Below are 22,767 nucleotides of genomic sequence, written 5' to 3' on the forward strand. Positions count from 1 at the left end.
GATCCCGGCCGACATGGCCGGCCGGGATCGCATGGCAATGGTCAGACGGCTGGGTCGAATGCCGTCACGGCCGGAGCGGGCTCCTCGTATTTCTCGACCTGAACGATCGCCGTGCCCGCGATCGTTGCCTGCGCGAAGCGGGACGTCCGCGGTTCCTCGCGGGTCAGCACGTTGGGCGATCCGTACTTGTCCAGGGAGCCCAGCGTGCCGCCTTGCACCGGATCGTACCAGGCGCCCTCATGCAGGCATATCGTACCTGGCATGATGCCGTCGGTCACGACGGCCCCGGCGAGCACCTGCCCGCGATCGTTGAAGATCCGGACGATGTCGCCAGACTGGATTCCGCGCGCCGCGGCATCCTCGCTGTTGATCGTGACCGGCTCCCGGTCACTGACGGCATAGTGCTTGCGCGCATCGGTGTTGCACATCTGCGAATGCAGCCGGTACATCGAATGCGCCGAGACCATCTGGAGCGGATAGGTGTCCGCCTGTGCGCTGCCCCTCCACTCGACGGGTTCGAGCCAGGTCGGATGCGCCGGGCAATCCTCGTCATACCCCATCTTGGCGACGGTCGGGGAAACGAATTCGAAGAGACCGGTCGCGGTGCCGAGCGGGTTGAGAAGAGGATCCTCCCGGAAATCGGCAAGCTGGACGACGTCGCCCTTACCCATCGGGAACTCGATCAGGCTCTCGCCTTCCCAGAACGTGTCGAAATCCGGCATTTCGACCGTCTTCGACATGCCGCGGGCCTCGTCATAGAGCATCCGCACCCAGTCCATCTCGGACTTGCCTTCGGTATAGTCGCTGCCGAAGCCGAGCCGGTCGGCCAGGTCGCTCAGGATGTCGTAATCGGTCCGCGACTGGAATTGCGGATCGACCGCGGCATGGGAGCCGAGGATCAGGTTGATCACCTGGCCGAGGTCGTTGCGCTCCAGATCGCTCGCGGCCGGAAGGACGATGTCGGCGAACTTGGCCGACGGCGTCCACCACGGATCCTGAACGATGATCGTTTCGGGGGCCTGGAACGCCTTGACCACGAGGTTGGTGTCCTGGTGATGGGTGAACTGGTTGCCGCCCGAGGTGTAGACCAGCCGGATATCAGGATAGGTGATATCCCGTCCCTTGCACTGGATCACCTTGCCCGGGTTGAGATAGGCATCGGTGAGGCAGGCGATCGGGAACGGATCCGGGATCGCGTTCGAGCCGCGCGGCGTCCCGCCGACCGACGGCATGTCCGCCCTCGGGAAGCCGATATCGCCGTAGTTCATGCCGAAATTGATGCCGCCACCAGGCAGGCCGATCTGGCCGAGCATGGCCGCAAACGCAGCCAGCGCCCAGGGGCCCTGCTCGCCGTGGTGCTGTCGCTGGATCGACCAGCCGGAGACGATCTGGGTTCGCGTGCCCTGCATCTTGCGCACGAGCTCACGGATCGTGTCGGCCGGAACGCCGGTGATCTCGGCGGCCCACTCCGCGCTCTTGGGCTGTCCGTCTTGCTCACCGGTCAGGTAGGGCAGGAACGTGTCGAAACCGTAGGTGTAGTCCTCGAGGAAGGCAGCGTCGTGCAGGTTCTCGGTATAGAGCGTGTGCATCATTCCGAGCGCCAGCGCGGTGTCCGTGTTCGGGCGCACCGGAACCCAGCGGGCATCGAGGCTCTGGGCCGTTTCGCTCCTCACCGGGTCGATGACGATCACCTCGATCGGCGACTCTTTCAGCCCAAGCCAGGCCGCGGTCATGTAGCGTCCCGACAGGATGCGGGTGGTGACGGCGGGGTTGGCGCCCCAGATGACAACGAGCTTGGCGTTGTCGCGCACCACCGGCCAGTCGCTGGCAACCGTCGCACCCCAGGCGACGGTCGGCATGATCTCCGAGATCGCCTGGTTCGAGTAGTTGCCGAAGAACTCCGCGCATCCGCCATACTGGTTGAGGAAACGCTGGAGCAAGGATTCGGTCTTGTAGAAATGGGCGTGGTTGCTGGCCCAGGAACTCTTGCCGCGGTGGAGCGAGGCATTGCCGTAGGTCGTCTTGACCCGTTCCAGCTCCTCGGCGACCAGATTGAGGGCCTCGTCCCAGCTCACCTCGACGAAATCGCCGCTGCCGCGGCCCGTCCGGTCGCTCGCCTCCCGCTTCTCGAGGAAGTCGCGGCGTACCGCGGGGGCCCGGACACGGGCACGGTTGTAGAGCCGGTCGGGCATAGAATCGATCAGCACCCAGGGTTCGCCGACCTGCGGCAGGGCCTCGACGCCGACAACCTTGCCACCCTCCTTGATGAGGCGCATCGGGCCGATGCAGGTGTTGACCAGCACGCGGCCGTCCATCACGCCGCCGGCGCCCGACGCAGCCAGAGCCAGATGCGGCAGCATGGAGGCCACGATCACGCTTGACGTGCCGCCCTTGAGAAACGCTCTTCGGCCAAACTCGGTCATGGGGGGTCCTTTCATAGAAAACCGGCCCGGCGGAACAGCGACGACCGTTCGCACGGGCCGGGGTGGTTGAGAATGCGCCGTTGGCAGAGAGGTCCGGCTGGCACCCGCACAGCGGGACGACGACAGGTTCCCAGGGAGGGAAGGACGCCGAATAGCACTCCAGACAGGAAAGAAAGCTGTGATCCCGCCGCATCCAGTCGAGGGACGCCGGAGGGGCCCGGTCGACATACCACGACACCCGCGGCTCTATCCGAGTCGTGTCCCATTCTCGCCGGGGATTTCCGAGCGAACATGTGACCACCGGCCTTTTCCCGCCGCGAATCTCACGCCGGGTCGTCTGCGACGACGCTCCCTAACCATACTCGCGCGAAGGGGATTCGTCGATGTGACCGATATGTTTGCCCGACCGTTCGCGACGAAAGAAGCCTTCGAAGATACGGGATGTCGCGGCCGCCCGCGGGTGACCTTCCTGCCCGGCTCATGCAGGGGCGCTCAATCCGGGGAGGACCGCCAGCCGTTACCGCTGGTCGAGGGTGAAGAATCCGGTCTCGACCAACATTCCGACCGAGCCCTGCCTCAACAGGACGATCCTACAGCTGAACCTTCGGTCCGACAGGCCGTCAGTACGGTAGGCGGCCACGACGGGTCCGGAGAGGCGGCGAGTAGGTGATCGGTGACGGCGAGGGGAGTCCCGAAGCCATCAATTTCGAGGCCAGCTTTTGACGAGAGTCAGGAAGCGCAGGGGCCTGTCTTGGCGACCAAGAATTGCCCGGACACTTCCCCATCACCGGACTGGATCAGATCCTGCCCGATCGCCTTGATTTCGTCGCGGTCGTATCCGGCCGCAAAGAGGTCGTCGACCAAGGCCTGAGACGGCTGGGAATTGTGAAAACGACAGTCATGGTCGGACATGATTTCCACGAACTGCGCCCGCCGCTCGGCGGTGACGCCCTGCGCGAAGGCACCAGTGGAAAACGAAGCGATGCTGATGGCGAGCAAGAAAAGGCGTATCAAAAGGACTTCCTCCCGTTTCATGTCACTGCCGATCCGTCTGTGACCCGGTCCGACAATGACACTGTGTCATCCCAGTCCACGCCGGGCAACGAGCGGCATGTTTCGCTCGCCGGACGGTGTCAGCGAGATCCCTACCCTTTCAGCGCCGATCGAGCGTGCAGCACCCCGACTGAACGCGCATTGTCCCCTCATCCTGCTCTAGCAGCACGACGCGCCAGCCGAAACTGCGGTCGGACATGCCGTCCGAACAGGCCGCGGCCTCGATGATGCCCGAAAGGCGTACCGCACCCTCGCCTGCTGCAAAACCGAAGAGCCGGTTTCCCGGCGGCAGTGGCGACGGCGCAGCCACCACCTGCATCTCTGAGCGCGTTTCTCCCATCCGATCAACGAAAACTGCACTGCCTTCGAAGCGGAGCGACCAGAACGGCTCAGTGCCGAAACAGCGCATCCCCTCGGGAATCGGCCCCGGCGGGAAGGGACGCTGCGCGAGATAGGCCATCGAGACCCAGCCGTCCGTTTCTCCCGCGCCGATCCGGCCCCAGCGGCCGGTAGTGTCGAGCGCAGTGACCTCGATTCCCGTCGCGTCGGGCGGCAGTGTGCCGAGGATCGGGGCCGAGGCGCCGGGTTCGGCGCGGATGTTCAGACTGTCATTCGCTGCCACGCCAGTCACGTCATGCAAGGTGGGAAGGACATCCTGCTGAGCCTGCGCCGGCATTCCGGCCAGCACGAGAAGGAGCGCAAGACGCCGCGCGGCCGCTGTCGGGTGGATCATCGTTTCGCCTCCCAGGAAATAGAACTGCGCTTTCGGGTGAATTTCTTGCCCAGAAACCCGACAAGGACCAACCAAACGCTGAGCCAGAACGGGTAGGCGATGTTCGAGAAATGCAGGTTGTAGTTGACGAAGGCATCGCCGCGGATCGCGTTCGCGCGCCGGCCGACGACATGGAACATAACGTAGGCACCCAGCACGAAGATCATCAACTGCAGGATGTTCCTCAGCTGGCCGATAACGGCGTGGCTATGTGTCTTGCGCAGGCTCCGCAGCGTGGCGTGATGGATCGGGTCGGCGAGGCGGATCGCCGAGCGGAGACTGGTCTGCGGTATGGCGGCCTGGAACATCGGTGCGATGTGTCGCTTTCTGGCAGGTCGGGAGCATTTCTGACAGGGATAACTTGCCGTTCCCTTGACGCGCTACGATAAGGGACGGCGACAGATCGATCAACGGACAGACCGGCCCCGAGGAGACCGCGCATGGAACATGACCGCCTGAGCACAGTGATCCGGCGCCTGGCGCTGGAAGCCGGGGACAGGATCATGGAGATCTACGATTCCGAGGATTTCGAGGTGCGTGCGAAGTCCGACGCGAGCCCGGTGACCGAAGCTGACGAGGCCGCTGATGCGCTGATCGCCGCCGGGTTGGCGGAGGCGTTTCCCGATATCCTCGTGGTGACCGAGGAGCAGGCGGCCTCGCACGGGAAGTCAGCCGAGAGCTTCCTGATCGTCGACCCGCTCGACGGCACCAAGGAATTCGTCAAGCGGCGCGGCGAGTTCACCGTCAACATCGCCTATGTCGAGAACGGCGTGCCGCTGCGCGGCGTGGTCTATGCGCCGGCCAAGGGGCGGCTCTTCTACACCGACGCCAGCGGCCAGTCGGTCGAGGAAACCGGCGCGTTCGACAAGGAAACCCCCGGTCCGGTTCGCCCGATCCGTGTGTCGGAAAAGCCCGACAACGCGGCGCTGATGGTCGTGGCCTCAAAGTCGCATCGCGACCAGGCGACGGACAACTACATCGCCCGCTATGCCGTGGCGGACATGACTTCGGCGGGCTCTTCGCTGAAGTTTTGCCTGGTGGCAGCCGGCGAGGCCGATCTCTACCCGCGACTCGGGCGCACGATGGAATGGGACACCGCAGCGGCGGACGCGGTGCTGCGCGGCGCCGGCGGGCGGATGGTCCGCTTCGACGACCATTCCGAGTTCACCTATGGCAAGCCCGGCTACGAGAATCCGTTCTTCATCGCCTTCGCGCCAGGTGTGGAGCTGAAGCCCGCATCATGAGCGTCCTGATCGTCATCCCCGCCCGCTACGCTTCGCATCGCTACCCCGGCAAACCGCTGGTGCCGCTCAGGGGCGTAACCGGCGAGGGACGGAGCCTGATCCGGCGCAGCTGGGAGGCGGCGATTGCGGTTTCGGGAATCGACCGTGTCGTGGTCGCCACCGATGACCGGCGCATCCGGGAAGAGGCGGAGGGGTTCGGAGCCGAGGTGGTGATGACCTCGGAAGCCTGCGCCAACGGCACTGAGCGCTGTGCGCAGGCGCATGCGCATCTCGGCGGCGACTACGAGATCGTCGTCAACCTGCAGGGCGACGCGCCGCTGACACCGGCCTGGTTCGTGTCGGACCTGGTCGCCGGGCTGCGCGCAGCGCCGGCGGCCGAGATCGCAACGCCGGTGCTTCGCTGCGACGGACGGGCGCTGGCCGCGCTCAAGGGCGACAGAGCGGAGGGGCGGGTCGGCGGCACCACGGCCGTCTTCGACTCCGAGCACCGCGCGCTCTATTTTTCAAAGGAAGTTGTGCCCTACACGGCGACGGTCTATGCGCCGGCCGCGGAAACGCCGGTGTTTCATCATGTCGGCGTCTACGCCTATCGCGCCGACGCGCTGGCGGACTATCCCGGCTGGCCGCACGGGCCGTTGGAGGCGATGGAGGGGTTGGAACAGCTGCGCTTCCTGGAAAACGGGCGGCACGTTCTCTGCGTCGAGGTCGAGGCGCGCGGGCGGCAGTTCTGGGAGCTGAACAACCCCGAGGACGTGCCCCGGCTCGAGGCGATGATGGCGGAGATGGGGATCGAGTGAGCCCCCATGCGCTCCGCAATGCCCCGAACCAGCCGGCAAAGCGTCGCCGAGCGGTCGGATTCGCGCGCAACTGTCGCTGCAACGCGGCAGATTCGGTGAGACAGTCCGCGCCGGAATCCGATAGGGTGCCGGCAAAATGAATTTGGCATGGGGCGGCCAGCGGCCGGGGATCCCGGCGGGCGGCTGCCCGACAAGGAAAGGACAATGCATATGCAACGCACGGTCACGAAGGCGGTGTTCCCCGTAGCGGGTCTCGGCACCCGATTCCTGCCTGCGACGAAGTCGGTTCCCAAGGAGATCATGACCCTCGTCGACCGGCCCCTCATCCAATACGCCATCGACGAGGCGCGCGCCGCCGGTATCACGGAATTCATCTTCGTGACCTCGCGCGGCAAGTCGGCGCTGGAGGATTACTTCGACACCGCGCCGGAGCTCGAGGCATCGCTGAACGACAAGGGCAAGGACGACCTGCTGGAGGTGCTGCAATCCACCAACATGGAGAGCGGCGCGATCGCCTATATCCGCCAGCACAAGGCGCTCGGGCTCGGCCATGCCGTCTGGTGCGCGCGGCGGCTCATCGGCGACGAGCCTTTCGCGGTGATGCTGCCCGATGACGTGATCGCCGGCGACACCGCCTGCCTCAAGCAGATGGTTGATGCCTATCAGGAAACCGGCGGCTGCATGGTCGCCGCGATGGAAGTGCCGCCCGAGAAGGCGAGCGCCTATGGCATCCTCGATGTGGAATCGGAGGATGGCGCGCGCGTGAAGGTCAAGGCGATGGTCGAGAAGCCGACACCCGGCGAGGCCCCGTCGAACCTCGCGGTGATCGGCCGCTACATCCTGACGCCGGACGTGATGGCCAATCTCGACCGGATGAAATCGGGCGCTGGCGGCGAGATCCAGCTCACCGACGCGATTGCCGACGAGATCCAGGCCGGCCGCGGCGTATATGGCTACCGCTTCCGCGGCCAGCGCTACGATTGCGGCTCCAAGGCGGGCTTCCTGCAGGCCACGGTTGCCTTCGGCCTGGCGCGTCCGGACCTGCGCGACGAATTCTCCGAGTATCTCGAGGAGATGATGGCGGTCCGGAACGCCGCACAGTAGCCCGAGGTAGAGGCATGACCAGGATCCTCGTCACAGGCGGAGCAGGATATATCGGATCGCATGCCTGCAAGGTGCTGGCGCGTGAAGGCTACACGCCCGTAACGTTCGACAACATCTCCACGGGCTGGGAAGACGCGGTGCAGTTCGGCCCGCTGGAGAAGGGCGACCTGCTGGACCGGGCGCGGCTCGACGAGGTCTTCGCGAAGCACAAGCCGCACGCGATCATGCATTTCGCCGCGCTCAGCCAGGTGGGTGAGTCGATGCAGGTGCCGGGCTGGTACTGGCGCTCGAATGTGGGCGGCGCGGCCAATCTCTGCGAAGCGGCGGTGGCGGCGGGCTGCAAGCGGTTCATCTTCTCCTCGACCTGCGCCACCTATGGCGACCAGGACGGGGTGGTGCTCGACGAAAACTCGGCGCAGATGCCGATCAACGCCTATGGCGCCTCCAAGCGGGCGATCGAGGACATCCTCGCCAATTTCGAGGACGCCTTCGGGCTTAAGCACGTCATCTTCCGCTATTTCAATGTCGCGGGCGGCGACGAGGAGGCACAGGTCGGAGAATTCCACCGGCCCGAGACGCATCTCATTCCGTTGGTTCTCGACGCCATCGACGGCAAACGCGACAAGCTCACCATCTATGGCACCGATTACGACACGCCGGACGGCACCTGCATCCGCGATTATGTCCATGTCATGGACCTCGTCGAGGCGCATGTTCTCGGGCTGAGATGGCTGGAATCCGGCAAGGACAGCCGCGCCTTCAATCTCGGCACCGGCAGCGGTTTTTCGGTGCGTGAAGTGATGGAGGCGGCCGGACAGGTCACCAACCGGCCGGTTCCCTATGACGAGGGACCGCGGCGGGCGGGCGATGCGACGCGGCTGGTCTCGGGCTCGAGCCGGGCCATTGACGAGCTCGGCTGGACCCCTCGCCGCTCCACCATGCCGCAAATGATCAAGGACGCCTGGCGCTGGCATCAGACGGGAAACTACGAGAAGTAGGCCGCCCTCCCGGCGGCGGTCGGCTCTCCGAGGCGCGGCAGGCGCTGCGCCTCTGCTGGAAGTGGCGTGGCCTCCTCTGGCGCTCCTTCCGCAGCCGTCGCAAGCTTGCGACGGTGGCCGACTGCACGGCTGAGACCTGCAAGAGCCAGATCCTCTCCTGCTTCCGCGACGAGATCGGCCGCCTGCCTTGTTTCCTCGCGCACTATCGGGCGCAATGCCTGGCGAAGTTCGATCCAGCCGGTGCGGCTCAACCACGCCTGTGACGACCCCGACGACTTGGGGCCGAGCGGAATCCTGCCGCAAACGAGATTCCGACCCTCTGTCGTTGCGCGCTAAGTGGAGGAAAAAGAGCGGCGCGAGCATTTCGGCACGCCCGACGAAGCCGGATACGCGCTGGCGGGCCGGCGGGCGCTGGCCCCCCTCTATGACGAGAAGGTCGCGACCGCGGTGCGCGCGGTCCACAACTGGGACTAATGGCGTTCAGGTTCCGCCGCTGGAAGCCCTTCCCTCAGGCCGCCTGCGAGGCGTTCGCGTCGGTCAGCACCGTGTGCAAGGTCGTCGGGTTGTCGTTGGCCCGCAGCTTGGCGCAGACATCGGGATTGCGCATGGTGCGCGAGATCAGCGCCAGCGCCTTGAGGTGTTCGACTCCCGCGTTCTCGGGCGCGAACAGGGCGAAGACGAGGTCGACCGGCTGGCGGTCGACCGCGCCAAAATCCAGGGCGCGCTCGAGTTTGAAGAAAACACCCGTGACGTCGGGCGCATCGTCCAACCGCGCATGCGGCAGGGCGATGCCGTGGCCGACGCCGGTGGGCCCGAGGCTCTCGCGTTCCATCAACGCCTCGGCCGCCTGCAACCCGTCAAGGTCATAGGCGCTCTCCACGACCTCTCCAAGGCGCTGGAACAGCCGCTTCTTGCTGCTCGCCTCGGAAATGACCTTGACCGCCTCGGGCTTCAGAATGCTCGAAAGATCCATGTGCTTTCCAGTTTCCCGGCTTGCGCCTGTGGCCGGATCAGCCCCCGGTTCTCGGGTCGATCCAGCCGATATTTCCGTCGTCGCGCCGATACACCACGTTGACGGCGCCCTCTCCCTCGGGACGGAAGACCAGAACCGGCGCGCCGGAAAGCTCCATCTGCATGACGGCTTCTCCAACGGACAGGCTGGGGATCTGGGTCTCCATCTCCGCAATGATCATAGGCTGGAGCGTTTCCGGTTCCTGTTCCTCGGCCCCATCCTCGGATGCGGCGAGGATATACGAGGCCGCGCCATAGACTGCAACCGGCTCCTTGCGATCCTTGTAGTGATCTTTCAGGCGGCGCTTGTAGCGACGAAGCTGCTTCTCGAGCTTTTCGCGGCAATCGTCGAAGGCAGCATAGACTTCGCTGGCGCGGCCCGAAGCCACGGCGTTCAGGCCGGTCGAGAGGTGGACCGTCGTCTCGCACATGTATTCATGACCACGCCGGGAAAAGATCACTTGGGCATCCGTCGGCCGTTCCGCGTATTTCGCCACGGCTTCGCCGAGCTCCGCTTTCACATGGGTCGTGAGGGAGTCCCCAATGTCGATCTGTCGACCGCTGATCTGATAGCGCATCTCGCCTCCATGAGGTTGAGGTTAGGGGTTCGTCCAGCAAATGCCGTTCGGACCCGGTTGGAAAGCCCAAAAAGAGTTAACGCGGAAAAACGGGGGAATGTCCGGCTCAACGGCGCGGCATCGCGCGGGGCGGGGCGGCGTTCGGCACGGAAGTTTGGCAGTATGCACCGTCATCTTCTCTATTTGGTGACCTCTCCCCCCCGCCGTCAACGCCCTGGCGGCGAAGATTCGGTGGGAAGCCGTCGGATCCAGTCGAGACCGGCCCGGCCGCGCCGTCAATGATCGGTGTCAAATCAGGGGCTTGGGCCGCGCGGCGTGTCGCTGGCGCCGCCATGCTCAGCCAATTCGGAAATTCTGGCCGAGATAGACGCGACGGACGTTCTCGTCGCGCACGACGTCTTCCGCGGTGCCGCTCATCAGGACCTGGCCATCATGCAGGATATAGGCACGGTCGACGATCTCGAGCGTCTCGCGGACGTTGTGATCGGTGATCAGCACGCCGATTCCACGATTCTTGAGATCGGTCACGAGGTGGCGGATATCGCCCACGGAAATCGGATCGACCCCCGCGAAGGGCTCGTCGAGCAGCAGGTATTTCGGTTCGGCGGCAAGGCAGCGGGCAATCTCCACACGCCGCCGCTCGCCGCCCGAGAGCGAGAGCGCGGAGGCGCGGCGCAGATGCTCGATGCCGAATTCGGAGAGCAGGTCCTCGAGCCGTTCGCGCCGCTTGTGGCGGTCACCCTCGGTGATCTCGAGGATCGCCATGATGTTGTCTTCAACCGTCAGGCCGCGGAAGATCGAGACCTCCTGTGGCAGGTAGCCGATACCGAAGCGGGCGCGGCGATACATCGGCAGCGTGGTGACGTCCCGTCCATCGATCTGCACCAGGCCGGATTCGGGCAGGATCAGCCCGGCAATGGAATAGAAGCAGGTGGTCTTGCCCGAGCCGTTGGGGCCGAGCAGCGCAACGATCTCGCCCCGCTGCAATTCGAGCGTCACATCGTGGATCACCGGCCGGCGGCGGTAGCTCTTCCTGAGCTGCACGACCTGCAGCCCGGCGGAACCGGGCGCGATCGAAAGTCCCCGGCCGTCTCGGATCATTGCGTCGTTTCCGGCTCGCTCTCGGGGTTGAAGAAGACCTTCACCCGGCCTTCCATCTGGCCGATTCCGGTGTCGAGATTGACCGTAAGCTTTTCGCCGGCCATCGTGTTGTCGCCCTGTGTGACGAGCACGTCGCCGGTCATGACGACGACGCCCGACTCCACGGTATAGACCGCGTCCTCGCCCTCGGCGGCCTCGGCGCCATTGAAGAGCGTGACGTTGCCCGTCGCGTGGACCCTCTGGATAACGGTCTCGCCCTCGGCATTCTCGGCATATTCGACATCGACCACGTCGCCGAAGAGACGCATCTCGCCTTGCGATACGGCGACATTGCCGGTGAATTTCGCCCGGCCGGCGTCGCGTTGCATGTCGAGTTGGTCGGCAGTGACCTCGACCGGCGCGTTGCCGTCGTGCTCGGAATTGCCGAAGCCGATTTCGGTTCCCTGCGCGGCAGCGGCGATGGCCGAGGTGGATACTGCGACGCAGAGCGAGGCGGATTTCAGGAATGATCGCAGGGACAAGGGCAGTATCACCTCACTTGGCTTTAGGTAGGTATATCACCTTCACGCCGTCCTTGAAAACCACGGTCACGGCTTCCTCGGTTCCGTTTGTCGACTGTTGTGACGTCACTTTCATTCGTCCCGCCTCGATTGTTCCGAGCGGCCCGGTGCCGTGGACGGGGCCGGCGGTCTCGATATCGGTGCGGCTTGTGGAGGAGGTGAGCTCATCGGTGACGAGCCGATAGCCGGAGGAGGTGGAAATGCGCACGTTGCCGCGCAGCACGGTGCGCGATTCCCCAGCATAGATCGTGCCGCTGTCAGAGCGCATGTCGATCGTGGTGCCATCCTCTTCGAGCAGGGTGCCGTGTACCGCGACAGCATCGACGACCTCGTAGTTGCCACCCCGCGGCGTCGCCTGGTCGGCGGTCACGACGATCCGGTTTCCGTCGTCGGTCACGCTGGAAAACACGGGCGAATCGACGGTCTGCGCGCTGGCCATCTCCTCGAGATCGAGGTCCGAATAGGGAATTTCGCCGCCCTCGTCGCCCATCGTGGCCAGCAGGAAGACCGACGAGAGCAGGCCGAGCGCAGCAAGCGGCAGGATGATCTTCAGTCCGGCGACGACATGCGAATGGAGGTTGTCGCGGGCGGCCACGGCTCAGACAATCCCCGCTCTCAGGCAGTCGTGGATATGCAGGATGCCCGTCGTCCGCCCGTCGTCATCCGGCGGCACCACGAAGAGGCAGGTGATGGAGCGCGCGTTCATCTCCGCCAACGCCTCCTCGGCCAGCGCATTGGGCGCGATGGTCCGCGGATTTCGCGTCATCACAGCCTCCGCCGCCATCTCCATCAACCCGCGCATGTGACGCCTGAGGTCACCGTCGGTGATGATGCCGGCGAGCCGGCCGGCGTCGTCGGTCACGCCGACCACGCCGAAGCCCTTTTGCGTCATCACAAGGAGCACGTCCGGCATCGGCATCGCAGCGTGCGCCAGCGGCAGCGCGTCGCCCGAATGCATCAGATCGCTCACCCGGGCGAGCTGCACGCCGAGGCGGCCCCCGGGGTGAAACTCGCGGAACATCTCGGGCGTGAATCGGCGGTGCTCCATCAGCGCGACGGCGATCGCGTCGCCGAGCGCGAGGGACATCGTGGTCGAACTGGTCGGCACGATTCCGGTCTCGCAGGCCTCCGGCACCTCAGGCAACAGCAATGCGACGTCGGCGCGCGTGAGCAGCGTCGAGCCGGCGCGACCCGCAATGCCGATAAGCGGAATGTGGAAACGGCGGGTATAGGCGATCATATCCGCCAGTTCCGCCGTTTCGCCGGAATTCGACAGGAGCAGCGCCACGTCGCCCGCCGCCATCATCCCGAGATCGCCATGGCTGGCCTCGGCCGGATGGACGAAATGGGCCGGCGTTCCGGTCGAGGCGAGGGTGGCGGCAATCTTGCGGGCGATATGGCCCGACTTGCCCATGCCCGAGACGATGACCCGGCCGCGCGCGGCGAGGATCAGCGCAATCGCGTCTGCGAATTCCGGTCCGAGCGTGTCGCCCAGCCGCACCAGCGCCGCCGCTTCCTGCCGGACCACGCGGCGTCCGGTGGTGAGAAAGGCCTCGGTATCGGGCAGGGTGCGCATCGGATCAATGGGCAAAGATGTCGATCTCCGGCCATCCTGCAAGGTCGAGCCGGGCGCGCGTCGGCAGGAAGTCGAAACAGGCCTGTGCAATCTCCGTGCGGCCCTCGCGAGCGAGGCGTCGGTCCAACTCTTCACGAAGCCGGTGCAGGTAGAGTACGTCGCAAGCAGCATACTCCTGCTGCGCGGTGCTCAGCTCCGCGGCTCCCCAGTCGCTCGACTGCTGCTGCTTGGAAATGTCGATATCGAGCATCTCCTGGCAGAGATTCCTGAGCCCGTGCCGGTCAGTATAGGTGCGCACCAGTTTCGAGGCGATCTTGGTGCAATAGACCGGCGCGGCCAGCACCCCGAAGGCGTGGAAAAGCGCCGCGATATCGAACCGGCCGAAATGGAAGAGCTTTAGCACGTCCTTGTCGGCCAGCATCCGCGCCAGGTTCGGCGCCGCCGTCTGGCCGCGGCTTACCTGAACCAGATGCGCCTCGCCATCGCCGCCCGAAAGCTGCACAAGGCAGAGCCGGTCACGATGCGGGTTGAGCCCCATGGTCTCGCAGTCGATCGCGACGACCGCGCCAAGATCGAGCCCGTCAGGAAGGTCGTTTTTGTGCAGATGATTGGCCATTCGCGGCCCCTTGTTTCAGCGCGCTGCGCCCAGATACGGGGTCCGGGGGGCAAATTCAATGGCCGCGACGCAACGGCTGGGGTGTCGGCCGGCGACCCATGCAGATGTCGTAACGGACGCGAAAAAAATCGTCCTGCTTAACAGTCGATTAGCTCTACCGGGGATAACCATGGATCATCGATGGTGAAGGAGTCCCCGGATGTCCGATGAATCCGGCTTCGAAAACAGCGAAACGGATCGAAAGAAAACGGGCATCGTAATGCCCCTCCTGATCGGGCTCGTCCTTGCCGCCGGTCTCGGGGCCGGCGGCTTCTACGTCACCTATTCCGGTATGCTCGGAGGTAACTCGGGCGAGGCTGACGCTGCCGCGTTGCACGGCGCTCCGCCGGTCGCCTTCGTGCCGATCGATCCGATCCTCGTTTCCCTGGCTGGGTCCGGCTCACCCAGGCATCTTCGTTTCCGCGCCCAGATCGAGACCTCGCCGGGACAGCAGGATGCCATCGTCGCGATCATGCCGCGCATTCTCGATGTTCTGAACAGCTACCTGCGGGCGGTCTCCACAGAGGACCTCGAACGCGAAACTGCGCTGATCCGCCTGCGCGCGCAGATGCTGCGGCGAATCCAGTTGGTTTCAGGCGATCGGGAGGTCCGCGACCTCCTGGTGACTGAATTTGTGCTGAACTAGGAGAATGCGATGAGCCTTCTGGCCGATATCCTTCTCATTGCCGGCGCACTCGGCGCGGCGTTCTACTGCTTCGTCCTGTCCCGGCGTCTGACCCGTTTCACCAATCTCGAGAACGGGATGGGTGGCGCGGTCGCGGTGCTCTCGGTCCAGGTCGACGAAATGACCAAGGCGCTCGAACAGGCCCGGTCGATGTCGAAGGACTCGGCGGAGTCGCTCCAGCACCTGACCGAGCGGGCCGAGGCCGCGGCGGCCCGGATCGAGCTGGTGCTGGCCTCGATGCACGATCTCGAGGAGCCTCCGCCGCCTTCCCCTGGTCGCGCGCCCCGCGGGACCGTTCGCCGCAGCCGTCGTCCCCGGTCCGCGGCCGATCTGGATGCCGCGGAATGAGCCGGGAGAAAAAGCCGGCGAAGCGGCGTCCGGGGCGCGGCACGTTGCTTGCCATCGGCGCTCTGTTCTTTGCCTCGGGTGTCCTTCGGCTCGCGGACGGGACCGGAAATGCAATTGCCCGGCAGGTCGAGGCGCTGGCAATTCAGTCAGATGCTGATGCGACTGTGGAGGCGCCGGCCAGTTCGATACATCCGGCCGACTGCGCGACCGAGGACAGCCTTGCGCGGGCGCTCGCCACGCTCCGCGAGCGCGCGGCGCAGCTCGACGAGCGGGAGAAGCAGATCGGCGACCGGATGGTGTCGCTGGATCGTGCCGAAGCGGAGATCGCGCGAAACCTTTCGGCCCTTGTGGAAGCAGAGGACAGGCTCGCCGCGACGATTGCGATGGCCGATGGCGCGGCGGAAAAGGACATCACGCGCCTGACGACGGTCTACGAGAAGATGAAGCCGAAGGATGCGGCTGCCGTCTTCGAGGCGATGGACGCGACCTTCGCGGCGGGTTTTCTCGGGCGGATGCGTCCGGATGTCGCCGCCGACATCCTGTCCGGCATGTCGCCCGCGAAGGCCTATACGGTCAGCGTCCTGCTGGCCGGGCGAAACGCCGGCGCGCCCGCGCAATAGGCGAATGAGTCGGGCGGGATTAACCGCCCTGACAGGTTTTCCCTGCACAACGGAACCACAAGCCAGTGGAGCGTTCGGATGATCGGAATCATCGGGGTCATCGTCATCTTCATCATGGTGTTCGGCGGCTATATCGCGGCCGGCGGCAAGATGGCGATCATCCTGAAGTCCCTTCCGTACGAACTCATGATCATCGGCGGCGCGGCGATCGGCGCCTTTGTCATCTCCAACGATGTCCCCGCGATCAGGCATACGCTGAAAGATATCGGGAAGGTGTTCAAGGGACCGACCTGGCGACCGGAGGACTACCGGGATCTGCTCTGCCTGCTGTTCGAGTTGATCCGCCTGGCCCGGCAGAACCCGGTCGGGCTGGAGGAGCATATCGAGGCGCCCGCGGAATCCACGATCTTTGCCAACTACCCCAGGATCCTCAAGGACAAGGAAGCGATCGACCTGATCTGCGACACGCTCCGGTCCGCTTCGATGAACTATGACGATCCACACCAGGTCGAAGAGGTGCTCGAGAAACGGATGGACTCGAACCGGGAGTCCGCGCTGCATTCGAGCCATGCCCTCCAGGCCATGGCCGACGGGCTTCCGGCATTGGGCATCGTCGCCGCCGTGCTCGGCGTCATCAAGACGATGGGATCGATCGACCAGCCTCCGGAGATCCTCGGCCGGCTCATCGGGGGCGCTCTGGTCGGCACCTTTCTGGGTGTTTTCCTGGCATATGGCATTGTCGGCCCATTCGCCGCCAAGGTCGGGGATGTCACGCAGGAGGATGCGCATTTCTACCAGCTGATCCGGGAGGTGCTCGTCGCGAACCTGCACAGCCACGCCACGAATATCTGCATCGAGGTCGGTCGCCAGAACACCCCAAGCCATATCAGGCCGAGCTTCTCCGAACTGGAAGAGGCTCTCAAGGACGTCAAGCAGAGAGAGGCTGTCTGATGCGGACCTTCCTGATATCGGCCATTTTGGCATTGGCGGCCAGCGCGGGCCACGCGGAGACTGTTCGGGTCCTGTCCGGCGAGCATGAGACCTTCTCGAGAATTGTTCTGGTCTTCGGCAGCGCGATTGGATGGAAGGAGTCAAGGAGCCGCGATGGCTACGAAATTGCCTTCGATCGCTCGGACATAGCCCTCGATCTGTCGCGCGTCTTCGAGAAGATTCCCAGGACACGGATTTCCGACATCGCCTTCGGGACCCCGGACGGTGTCCTCGCCCTGACCGTTCCCTGCGACTGCGACCTCGACATCTTCGAGGTGGGAAAGAACACGATCGCGCTTGATGTCCGGGACCGCGCCCCCCGGACGGGCGTAGGGCTCTCGTCCGATGTCCGCGAGCCAACGCTCGCATTTCCGTTTGGCGCCCCGGAGGCGTTTGAGACGCGCGCGGAAGCGACCGGAATCCTCCTGGGCCATGCGCTCGACAAGAGCCGGAACCGTTCGTCTGGAGATGTCGCGACAGCCGAGGACGCGGTACGGGTCCGGGACATGGAGCGCGCGTTGCTCGAACAACTCGGCCGCGCCGCGACCCAGGGCGTAGCCCGGATCGACCGGGACGCCGCGCCCGCAGATTTCGGGATGCCCGACGGGGATGTTTCCGGGGGTGAGTCCAGCCGACACATCCAGACGCGCACCGTGTTCGATTCAGTCCTGCAACCGGCGAAGGACAGTTCGGGCAGCGGTGGCGCGGGCACGAAATGCTACGGCGAGGAGGTTCTGGACCTGTCCCAGTGGCTTTCGACGGATGATCCGGCCGAGGCGATCGCGCTGGCGCGCGTCGGATTGACCTCGGAACTCGACAAACCGGACGCGCGCCAGGTCGAAAACCTCGTCAGGACTTATCTCGCCTTCGGCTTCGGCGCCGAAGCGAAGGCGGTCCTCACCGAGTTCGACGTCGCGATCAAGGAACGGTCGCTCTATCTCGCCATGGCCTTGATCGTCGACGGTCTTGATCCCGAAACGGAGTTCGGCCGCTCGGGCGAAGCGAGTTGCGACGGCCCCACAGCCCTCTGGGCACTCGCCGCGCGCGCGCCCGGATCCGGACCGGACGATATCAACCTGACGTCCGTCCGGTCCTGGTTTGTCCGCCTGCCGCCGGCGCTGCGCATCCAGCTGGGACCACGGCTCGTCGAGACCCTGCTTGCCACCGGCCATTCTTCGGACGCCCGGGCCATTCGCGACGCGATTGCGCGCACGACGTCAGCGCCATCGACGGCGCTCATGATGGTCGACGCGCAGGAAGCGCTGGAAAGCGGCGACTACGACACCGCGCTGGCAACCTTCTCCGAGGTGGTGGCGGATTCGGAGTCCGACGCACCCGAAGCGATGGCGAAACTGCTCCGAGGGATGAGGCTTGGCGGCCGCGTGTCAGCCGAAACCATACTCGACGCCGAAGCCCTGGCATTCGAACCAGGCGGCACGCCGGCTGGACAGTCCCTTTTCGAAGAAATCGTCTTGTCATGGGCAGCAGCTGGAGACTTCGATTCCAGCTGGCGAAACTGGGACGAACTCACAAGGCAGAGCCCCGGACGCAAATCGCCCGATTCGGTCTTTTCCGGCATGTTTCTCGAGATGATACGGCAAGGAGCCGATGGCAAGATTCTCCGCATCCTCAATTCCGATCACTCTGAGCCCTTGACCGAGTCCCTGAATCGGGAAACGAGGCTGGCGCTTGCAGAATGGCTCCTCGACGCCGGACAGCCGGTGCGCGCACGTGACATCCTGGCGTCTCTCGGTTCCGACAACGCGCTCGCCGTCCGGAGACTTCGGGCCAGACTCGCGCTGGAGTTAGGTCAACCAGCCTTCGCGTTGTCCCATATCGCCGCAGAGGACGATCCGCAGAGCCTTTCGCTGCGTGGCGAAGCACTGTCGGCACTCGGCGATCACGCAGCGGCAGCGGACCTCTTCGCCCGTGCAGGCCAGTCCGAGGACTCTGCGCGGGAGGCGTGGTTGCTCGGAGATGTGGAGGTCGTCTCGGCCTTTGGCCGCCCCGAAGATGGTGCTTTTCTCCGCCTGATCGGTGCGCTCCCGGCAACGGGAGATGCCGCTTCCGACGACACGGCGGACGGACAGCAATTGCTGTCCGGAGTACCCGGCCCTGTGCAGGAAAGCTCTGCGACAGGGGTATCTGGTGTCGTAGGGGCCCCGCTCGGCGACGCTCTCACACTCGACAGCTCCAGAAATCTGATCGAGGCGAGCCGGACTGCGCGGGCTGCCATATTGAATCTGTTGAATACCGATGGTGACGGACCGGGGCGCGTTCTTGAGTGACGCCGCCTCGGTCCGCATAGGCTGCGCCAGATAGATTTTCTCTACCGTAGCCCGGCGCTTTGTCCGCGGGCCGTCGGGATCGCAAAACCGTTCCAGTCACGGCGCGGTGTCGCGACGGTTGCGCCACTGCGCGGCACGACAGGAGGTTGGATCTTTCGGCCAAACGGAGCACGCGAGGTCCAAGGAAAGGCGTTCGCCGCATTGCGGAAATCCGGCAGCGGTGAATACTGGCAGCATGAGAATCGTCATGAGCACAAACGACCTCGTCGAATCCGGCGCCACGGGAAGGCCCTTGGCGGATCGCCTGGCCTCGGCCGGGACTAAACAATTCTTCGCAGCATCTCACGCCGGACCGACGCAGAGGATTGGCAGCGATTGCGCCACCATTCGTGCCTCCACCCCGGATCCTTCGTCCGGGGCCACTGCGCCCAAACCGACTATCAGCCGAGAGGCCGCCTAATCCATGACTTCCCCCGAAGCCCTCCTGCGCGACATGTTCCAGGCAGCGGTCGACGCTGCCCAGCCAGAACTCTGCGTTCCGCCCGCCCTTCCGGCATGGCCGGATAAGGGTCGCCTCCTGGTGATCGGCGCCGGTAAGGCTTCCGCCGCCATGGCCCGCGCCGCGGAGCGCCATTACGGTCGACCGCTGGGGGGGCTTGTGGTCACGCGATACGGCTATGCTGTGGAGTGCGAGGGCATCGAGATCGTCGAAGCAGCGCATCCGGTGCCCGACGCTGCGGGCCACGCCGCGGCCGGCCGCATGCTGGAACTTGTGCAGGGTCTGGGCGAGAACGACATTGTCCTCTGCCTGATCTCGGGAGGTGGCTCGGCGCTTCTGCCCTTCCCGCTCGATGGCGTCAGCCTCGAGGACAAGCAGGCGGTCAACCGCGAGCTCCTGAAATGCGGCGCCACGATCACCGAGATGAACTGCGTTCGCCGACATCTGTCGGCGATCAAGGGCGGCCGGCTTGCCGCGGCCTGCGCCCCGGCCAAGGTCGTCAACCTGCTTATCTCGGACGTTCCGGGCGACAGCCCGTCCAATATTGCCTCCGGCCCCACTGTTGGCGACCCGACCAGCGTCGCCGACGCGTTGGAAATCATCGACCGGTATCGCCTCAACCTGCCCGGTCATCTTCGACAGGTTCTGGAGAGGGTGGACGCAGAGAGCGTCAAACCGGACGACCCGCGGCTGTCCCGGGTGGAAACACATCTCGTCGCCACGCCGCAGAAGTCGCTCGAAAAGGCCGCCGACGTGGCGCGCAAGGCGGGGTATTCCGTCCATATCCTCGGCGATTCCATCGAAGGCGAGGCGAGCGAGGTCGGCATCGTGCTGGCCGGGATCACCCATCAAGTCGTGCGCCACGGTCAACCCTTCGCGCGCCCCTGCGTTCTGCTCTCCGGCGGCGAAACCACCGTGACGCTCCGCGGCACCGGCCGCGGCGGGCGCAATGTCGAGTTTCTGCTGTCGCTGGCCAACGAACTTGGCCGGCTGAGCGGTGTCTACGCGATTGCCGCGGATACAGACGGGGTGGACGGCGTGGAAGAAATCGCCGGCGCGATCTGCGGCCCCGACACGCTGGCCCGCGCGCTCGAGCTGGGCATTCTGCCGCGTGCGAGTCTGGCGAACAATGACGGCCACGGCTTTTTCGAAGCGCTCGGAGATCAGGTTGTGACCGGGCCGACCATGACCAATGTCAACGATTTCAGGGCGATCCTGATCTCCTGAACACGGGCAGCGCAGCCCCGTTCGTCACGGCCCGGCAAGAATCCGACAGCCAGCGCAAGCCGGTGATGACTCTCGTTTTTACATTTTGTTAACCGAGCCGCACCCATCGTGGGCTCGATGGCCCTCTGCATGTGGGGCGCTCGGTGTTGACGTCTCGAATGGCGATCAGGCTCGTGCGCGATCTGGATAGGGGACGGTGGTTGGGGAAAGAGATAAGGGTATCGCACGACATTGCCGGAACCACGAGGACGCACCGAACCGGTGTCACGCCTCACACGGTGCTCCGTGCCGACCTTGCCGGCTTCACCGCCCGGGTCCTGCCCGCCCGCCTCGACCGGACGGCCTCCAATCCCAATGGCTGCAGGTCTGGTCGCATCGGCGCGGCGCAGAGGGGATGTACGGAGGAGGCTCGCGGGGTCGCAGGCGGATCCGGCCGTAACGCGCCGCCATTCGTCATGCGGGAGTAGCTGGAGGTTTCGGTAGGGGTTGACCGATGGGTAAGGGGGAAAAGCGGGAGACCGGATTGCCGGAACCCGCATCTGTTTGGCAGACGATCAAAAACAGCGACGCGCTTTTCGCGGTGTTCGGCGAAGACGGCCGGTTGCTTACCGCCTCGCTTGGTCTTGTCGCCGCCACCGGCCACACCCTAAAAGACCTTCGTGGTTATCCTCCCGATATCCGAAATGCCATTCTCGGGCTGCCAGCCTGGGACAAGTTCGTTGCAACCTCCAACGAGCAGGGTGCCTTTCGCACGACCTCCTGGCTTCGCCGGGTGGACGGGACCGCATCGCGATTCCTGCTCACGGTGACTCCGACGGTGGCAAGGGGCGCCGTGGGCCGGCATTTCGTCATCCAGGCGATCGACACGTCCGGCGATCCCGGCTTGTACGACCGGCCGGAGCAACAGGTCTACCGGGATCGCCTGACCGGTCTGCACAACCGCCGCTTCCTCAAGGACACGATTAACCATCTGGAGGAGACTGGTGTTTCGCTCGCGTTGCTGATCGTCGACCTCGTTGATTTCGGCGAGATCAACGAAACTTTCGGCCATGAGGCCGGCGACGACGTCCTTTGCAAGGTTGGGGGTATCCTGACAGAACTGGCCCCGCCCGGGGGAACGACCGCGCGTCTGTGCAGCGACAAGTTCGCCCTGCTGCTTGGTGGCATCGAACCGGGTCGCGATGCGGAGGATCTTGCCGACGAGATCCTGACGGCGATTTCCCGCCCGATGTCGGTTCACGACGAGACCGTGCGGGTGACCGGTCTCGCCGGGATCAGCCGCTTTCCGGAAGACGGGCGCGACCTTGGCGAGCTGTTGCGCCGGGCCGGCGCTAAGATGCGCGGCTCGGGCCGGAAAACTGCCACGGACGCGCCGGACGCATCTTCGCCGTCGCCGGGATTCGCGACGGCTCCCAAGCTTGTCCGCGCGTTGACGCTGGAGGCTCTGGAGGAGGGGCTTCGCCCCTATTTCCAACCCATCGTCGACATGCGGACCCGCCGCATTGTCGGCGCGGAAGCGCTGTGCCGCTGGTTGCACTGCGATGGCGGCACCGTCCTGCCCCGGGAGTTCATTCCGGTCGCCGAAACCAGCGGGCTGATTGCGGAACTCGACCGAAAGATGTTCGAGATGACCTTGCGCGGAATGCGGGCCTGGGAACTGTCCGGCCTGCCGGATGTGCAGATTTCCATCAATGTCGCGGCGGCGACGCTTCGCGGGCAGGGTTTCTCGCTGTTTCTCGAAGAGACCGTCGCCGCCTATGGCATCCGGCATGAACAGATCTGTATCGAGCTGACCGAGAGCATGGCGCTGCATGAGGCCGACCCGGGGCGCGACCGCGTCTTCGAGCTTCGGGAACTCGGCTTCCACGTGGCGCTCGACGATTTCGGCACCGGCTACTCCTCGCTGGCGCTCCTCAAGAGCCTGCCGGTGTCGAGACTCAAGGTCGACCGTTCCTTCATCCTCAACCTCGCTGCCAATCCGCGCGACCGCGGAATCGTGCGTAGCATCGCGGACATTTCGACCGCGCTCGGGGCCGAGACGGTTGCCGAAGGCGTGGAGACCGCCGAACAGGTGACGCTTCTTTCGGAATACGGCTATCGCCTCGGGCAGGGCTTCCTGTTCGCGCGGCCGATGCCCTCGGGCGAGTTCACCGCCTGGTTGCGTAATCCGCCTCCGGTCGCTGCCTGCGCCTGATCGGCAGGCCTGACCGGACGCTGTCGCGCGTCTGTCACGAAGCT

General features: G+C 65.0%; 23 protein-coding genes. 12 read left to right on the top strand and 11 right to left on the bottom strand.

Going from position 1 to position 22,767, the window contains the following annotated elements:
• Positions 1–41 precede the first annotated feature (41 nt).
• The 4 genes from EU800_RS10225 to EU800_RS10240 form a co-directional block, all read right to left on the bottom strand.
• Positions 42–2,423: a molybdopterin-dependent oxidoreductase gene (locus EU800_RS10225; protein WP_165354621.1), complete on the bottom strand. Its 2,382-nt coding sequence runs from the start codon at positions 2,421–2,423 to the stop codon at positions 42–44.
• A 729-nt stretch (positions 2,424–3,152) separates the two neighbouring features.
• Entirely contained in the window at positions 3,153–3,458 is a 306-nt protein-coding gene (locus EU800_RS10230; RefSeq protein ID WP_129631439.1) for a hypothetical protein, read from the bottom strand.
• Between the two features lie 118 nt (positions 3,459–3,576).
• The gene (locus EU800_RS10235) at positions 3,577–4,209 is read right to left on the bottom strand and encodes an SH3 domain-containing protein (RefSeq protein WP_129631442.1); all 633 of its coding nucleotides are present in this window, start codon (positions 4,207–4,209) and stop codon (positions 3,577–3,579) included.
• Positions 4,206–4,556 (bottom strand): hypothetical protein, encoded by a 351-nt coding sequence (locus EU800_RS10240; protein ID WP_129631445.1) that lies wholly within the window; start codon positions 4,554–4,556, stop codon positions 4,206–4,208. Before EU800_RS10240 ends, EU800_RS10235 begins: the two co-directional genes overlap by 4 nt.
• 132 nt (positions 4,557–4,688) lie before the next feature.
• Between EU800_RS10240 and cysQ the strand changes: the two genes are divergently transcribed.
• From cysQ to EU800_RS26785, 5 genes are all read left to right on the top strand, one after another.
• Positions 4,689–5,492, top strand: coding sequence for a 3'(2'),5'-bisphosphate nucleotidase CysQ (gene cysQ / locus EU800_RS10245; protein WP_129631448.1), 804 nt, complete (start codon positions 4,689–4,691; stop codon positions 5,490–5,492).
• The gene (locus EU800_RS10250; protein ID WP_129631451.1) at positions 5,489–6,289 is read left to right on the top strand and encodes a 3-deoxy-manno-octulosonate cytidylyltransferase; all 801 of its coding nucleotides are present in this window, start codon (positions 5,489–5,491) and stop codon (positions 6,287–6,289) included. The genes cysQ and EU800_RS10250 overlap by 4 nt, the downstream gene beginning before the upstream one ends.
• Before the next feature lie 210 nt (positions 6,290–6,499).
• Positions 6,500–7,393 (top strand): UTP--glucose-1-phosphate uridylyltransferase GalU, encoded by an 894-nt coding sequence (gene galU / locus EU800_RS10255; protein WP_129631714.1) that lies wholly within the window; start codon positions 6,500–6,502, stop codon positions 7,391–7,393.
• A gap of 14 nt (positions 7,394–7,407) precedes the next feature.
• Positions 7,408–8,391, top strand: a complete 984-nt coding sequence (gene galE, locus EU800_RS10260) for a UDP-glucose 4-epimerase GalE (protein WP_129631454.1) — start codon at positions 7,408–7,410, stop codon at positions 8,389–8,391.
• Positions 8,392–8,727: 336 nt separating this feature from the next.
• Complete coding sequence (locus EU800_RS26785) at positions 8,728–8,865, top strand: hypothetical protein (RefSeq protein ID WP_165354622.1); 138 nt, start codon at positions 8,728–8,730, stop codon at positions 8,863–8,865.
• Positions 8,866–8,899: 34 nt separating this feature from the next.
• Here EU800_RS26785 and EU800_RS10265 read toward each other — a convergent pair whose 3' ends face one another.
• The 7 genes from EU800_RS10265 to EU800_RS10295 form a co-directional block, all read right to left on the bottom strand.
• Positions 8,900–9,364 (bottom strand): PTS sugar transporter subunit IIA, encoded by a 465-nt coding sequence (locus tag EU800_RS10265; protein ID WP_129631457.1) that lies wholly within the window; start codon positions 9,362–9,364, stop codon positions 8,900–8,902.
• 37 nt (positions 9,365–9,401) lie between these two features.
• Positions 9,402–9,980 (bottom strand): ribosome hibernation-promoting factor, HPF/YfiA family, encoded by a 579-nt coding sequence (gene hpf / locus EU800_RS10270; protein WP_129631459.1) that lies wholly within the window; start codon positions 9,978–9,980, stop codon positions 9,402–9,404.
• 336 nt (positions 9,981–10,316) lie between these two features.
• On the bottom strand, positions 10,317–11,081 hold the full coding sequence (gene lptB, locus EU800_RS10275; protein ID WP_129631462.1) for an LPS export ABC transporter ATP-binding protein: 765 nt from the start codon (positions 11,079–11,081) through the stop codon (positions 10,317–10,319).
• On the bottom strand, positions 11,078–11,602 hold the full coding sequence (locus tag EU800_RS10280; RefSeq protein WP_371685617.1) for an LptA/OstA family protein: 525 nt from the start codon (positions 11,600–11,602) through the stop codon (positions 11,078–11,080). Before EU800_RS10280 ends, lptB begins: the two co-directional genes overlap by 4 nt.
• A 13-nt stretch (positions 11,603–11,615) precedes the next feature.
• Entirely contained in the window at positions 11,616–12,236 is a 621-nt protein-coding gene (gene lptC / locus EU800_RS10285; protein WP_129631465.1) for an LPS export ABC transporter periplasmic protein LptC, read from the bottom strand.
• A 3-nt stretch (positions 12,237–12,239) separates the two neighbouring features.
• Complete coding sequence (locus EU800_RS10290; protein ID WP_129631720.1) at positions 12,240–13,217, bottom strand: SIS domain-containing protein; 978 nt, start codon at positions 13,215–13,217, stop codon at positions 12,240–12,242.
• Between the two features lie 4 nt (positions 13,218–13,221).
• Positions 13,222–13,833 (bottom strand): ribonuclease D, encoded by a 612-nt coding sequence (locus EU800_RS10295; protein WP_129631468.1) that lies wholly within the window; start codon positions 13,831–13,833, stop codon positions 13,222–13,224.
• Positions 13,834–14,032: 199 nt separating this feature from the next.
• Between EU800_RS10295 and fliL the strand changes: the two genes are divergently transcribed.
• From fliL to EU800_RS10330, 7 genes are all read left to right on the top strand, one after another.
• Positions 14,033–14,518 carry a flagellar basal body-associated protein FliL gene (gene fliL, locus EU800_RS10300; RefSeq protein ID WP_129631471.1) on the top strand — a complete coding sequence of 162 codons (486 nt, stop codon included), beginning with the start codon at positions 14,033–14,035 and terminating at the stop codon, positions 14,516–14,518.
• A 9-nt stretch (positions 14,519–14,527) separates the two neighbouring features.
• Positions 14,528–14,905: a hypothetical protein gene (locus tag EU800_RS10305; protein WP_129631474.1), complete on the top strand. Its 378-nt coding sequence runs from the start codon at positions 14,528–14,530 to the stop codon at positions 14,903–14,905.
• A complete protein-coding gene (locus EU800_RS10310) occupies positions 14,902–15,525 on the top strand; it encodes a MotE family protein (protein WP_129631477.1) in 624 nt (207 codons plus the stop codon). The genes EU800_RS10305 and EU800_RS10310 overlap by 4 nt, the downstream gene beginning before the upstream one ends.
• A 78-nt stretch (positions 15,526–15,603) precedes the next feature.
• Positions 15,604–16,476 (top strand): flagellar motor stator protein MotA, encoded by an 873-nt coding sequence (gene motA, locus EU800_RS10315; RefSeq protein ID WP_129631480.1) that lies wholly within the window; start codon positions 15,604–15,606, stop codon positions 16,474–16,476.
• A complete protein-coding gene (locus EU800_RS10320) occupies positions 16,476–18,803 on the top strand; it encodes a hypothetical protein (protein ID WP_129631483.1) in 2,328 nt (775 codons plus the stop codon). The genes motA and EU800_RS10320 overlap by 1 nt, the downstream gene beginning before the upstream one ends.
• 463 nt (positions 18,804–19,266) lie before the next feature.
• On the top strand, positions 19,267–20,529 hold the full coding sequence (locus EU800_RS10325; RefSeq protein WP_129631486.1) for a glycerate kinase: 1,263 nt from the start codon (positions 19,267–19,269) through the stop codon (positions 20,527–20,529).
• A 523-nt stretch (positions 20,530–21,052) separates the two neighbouring features.
• Positions 21,053–22,723 carry a bifunctional diguanylate cyclase/phosphodiesterase gene (locus EU800_RS10330; protein ID WP_165354623.1) on the top strand — a complete coding sequence of 557 codons (1,671 nt, stop codon included), beginning with the start codon at positions 21,053–21,055 and terminating at the stop codon, positions 22,721–22,723.
• Positions 22,724–22,767 lie beyond the last annotated feature (44 nt).

Origin of the sequence: Tropicimonas sp. IMCC6043, assembly GCF_004146235.1 — a bacterium.
Classification (GTDB): Bacteria; Pseudomonadota; Alphaproteobacteria; order Rhodobacterales; family Rhodobacteraceae; genus Tropicimonas.

What these genes read in the sequence shown, in the direction of transcription:
- lptB (WP_129631462.1), bottom strand. Translation starts at nt 11,081, where the DNA reads ATGATCCGAGACGGCCGGGGACTTTCGATCGCGCCCGGTTCCGCCGGG.
- EU800_RS10310 (WP_129631477.1), top strand. Translation starts at nt 14,902, where the DNA reads ATGAGCCGGGAGAAAAAGCCGGCGAAGCGGCGTCCGGGGCGCGGCACG.
- galE (WP_129631454.1), top strand. Translation starts at nt 7,408, where the DNA reads ATGACCAGGATCCTCGTCACAGGCGGAGCAGGATATATCGGATCGCAT.
- fliL (WP_129631471.1), top strand. Translation starts at nt 14,033, where the DNA reads ATGTCCGATGAATCCGGCTTCGAAAACAGCGAAACGGATCGAAAGAAA.
- EU800_RS10235 (WP_129631442.1), bottom strand. Translation starts at nt 4,209, where the DNA reads ATGATCCACCCGACAGCGGCCGCGCGGCGTCTTGCGCTCCTTCTCGTG.
- galU (WP_129631714.1), top strand. Translation starts at nt 6,500, where the DNA reads ATGCAACGCACGGTCACGAAGGCGGTGTTCCCCGTAGCGGGTCTCGGC.
- hpf (WP_129631459.1), bottom strand. Translation starts at nt 9,980, where the DNA reads ATGCGCTATCAGATCAGCGGTCGACAGATCGACATTGGGGACTCCCTC.
- EU800_RS10290 (WP_129631720.1), bottom strand. Translation starts at nt 13,217, where the DNA reads ATGCGCACCCTGCCCGATACCGAGGCCTTTCTCACCACCGGACGCCGC.
- cysQ (WP_129631448.1), top strand. Translation starts at nt 4,689, where the DNA reads ATGGAACATGACCGCCTGAGCACAGTGATCCGGCGCCTGGCGCTGGAA.
- EU800_RS10320 (WP_129631483.1), top strand. Translation starts at nt 16,476, where the DNA reads ATGCGGACCTTCCTGATATCGGCCATTTTGGCATTGGCGGCCAGCGCG.
- EU800_RS10225 (WP_165354621.1), bottom strand. Translation starts at nt 2,423, where the DNA reads ATGACCGAGTTTGGCCGAAGAGCGTTTCTCAAGGGCGGCACGTCAAGC.
- EU800_RS10250 (WP_129631451.1), top strand. Translation starts at nt 5,489, where the DNA reads ATGAGCGTCCTGATCGTCATCCCCGCCCGCTACGCTTCGCATCGCTAC.
- EU800_RS10230 (WP_129631439.1), bottom strand. Translation starts at nt 3,458, where the DNA reads ATGAAACGGGAGGAAGTCCTTTTGATACGCCTTTTCTTGCTCGCCATC.
- EU800_RS10295 (WP_129631468.1), bottom strand. Translation starts at nt 13,833, where the DNA reads ATGGCCAATCATCTGCACAAAAACGACCTTCCTGACGGGCTCGATCTT.
- EU800_RS10305 (WP_129631474.1), top strand. Translation starts at nt 14,528, where the DNA reads ATGAGCCTTCTGGCCGATATCCTTCTCATTGCCGGCGCACTCGGCGCG.
- EU800_RS10240 (WP_129631445.1), bottom strand. Translation starts at nt 4,556, where the DNA reads ATGTTCCAGGCCGCCATACCGCAGACCAGTCTCCGCTCGGCGATCCGC.
- EU800_RS10325 (WP_129631486.1), top strand. Translation starts at nt 19,267, where the DNA reads ATGACTTCCCCCGAAGCCCTCCTGCGCGACATGTTCCAGGCAGCGGTC.
- EU800_RS10265 (WP_129631457.1), bottom strand. Translation starts at nt 9,364, where the DNA reads ATGGATCTTTCGAGCATTCTGAAGCCCGAGGCGGTCAAGGTCATTTCC.
- motA (WP_129631480.1), top strand. Translation starts at nt 15,604, where the DNA reads ATGATCGGAATCATCGGGGTCATCGTCATCTTCATCATGGTGTTCGGC.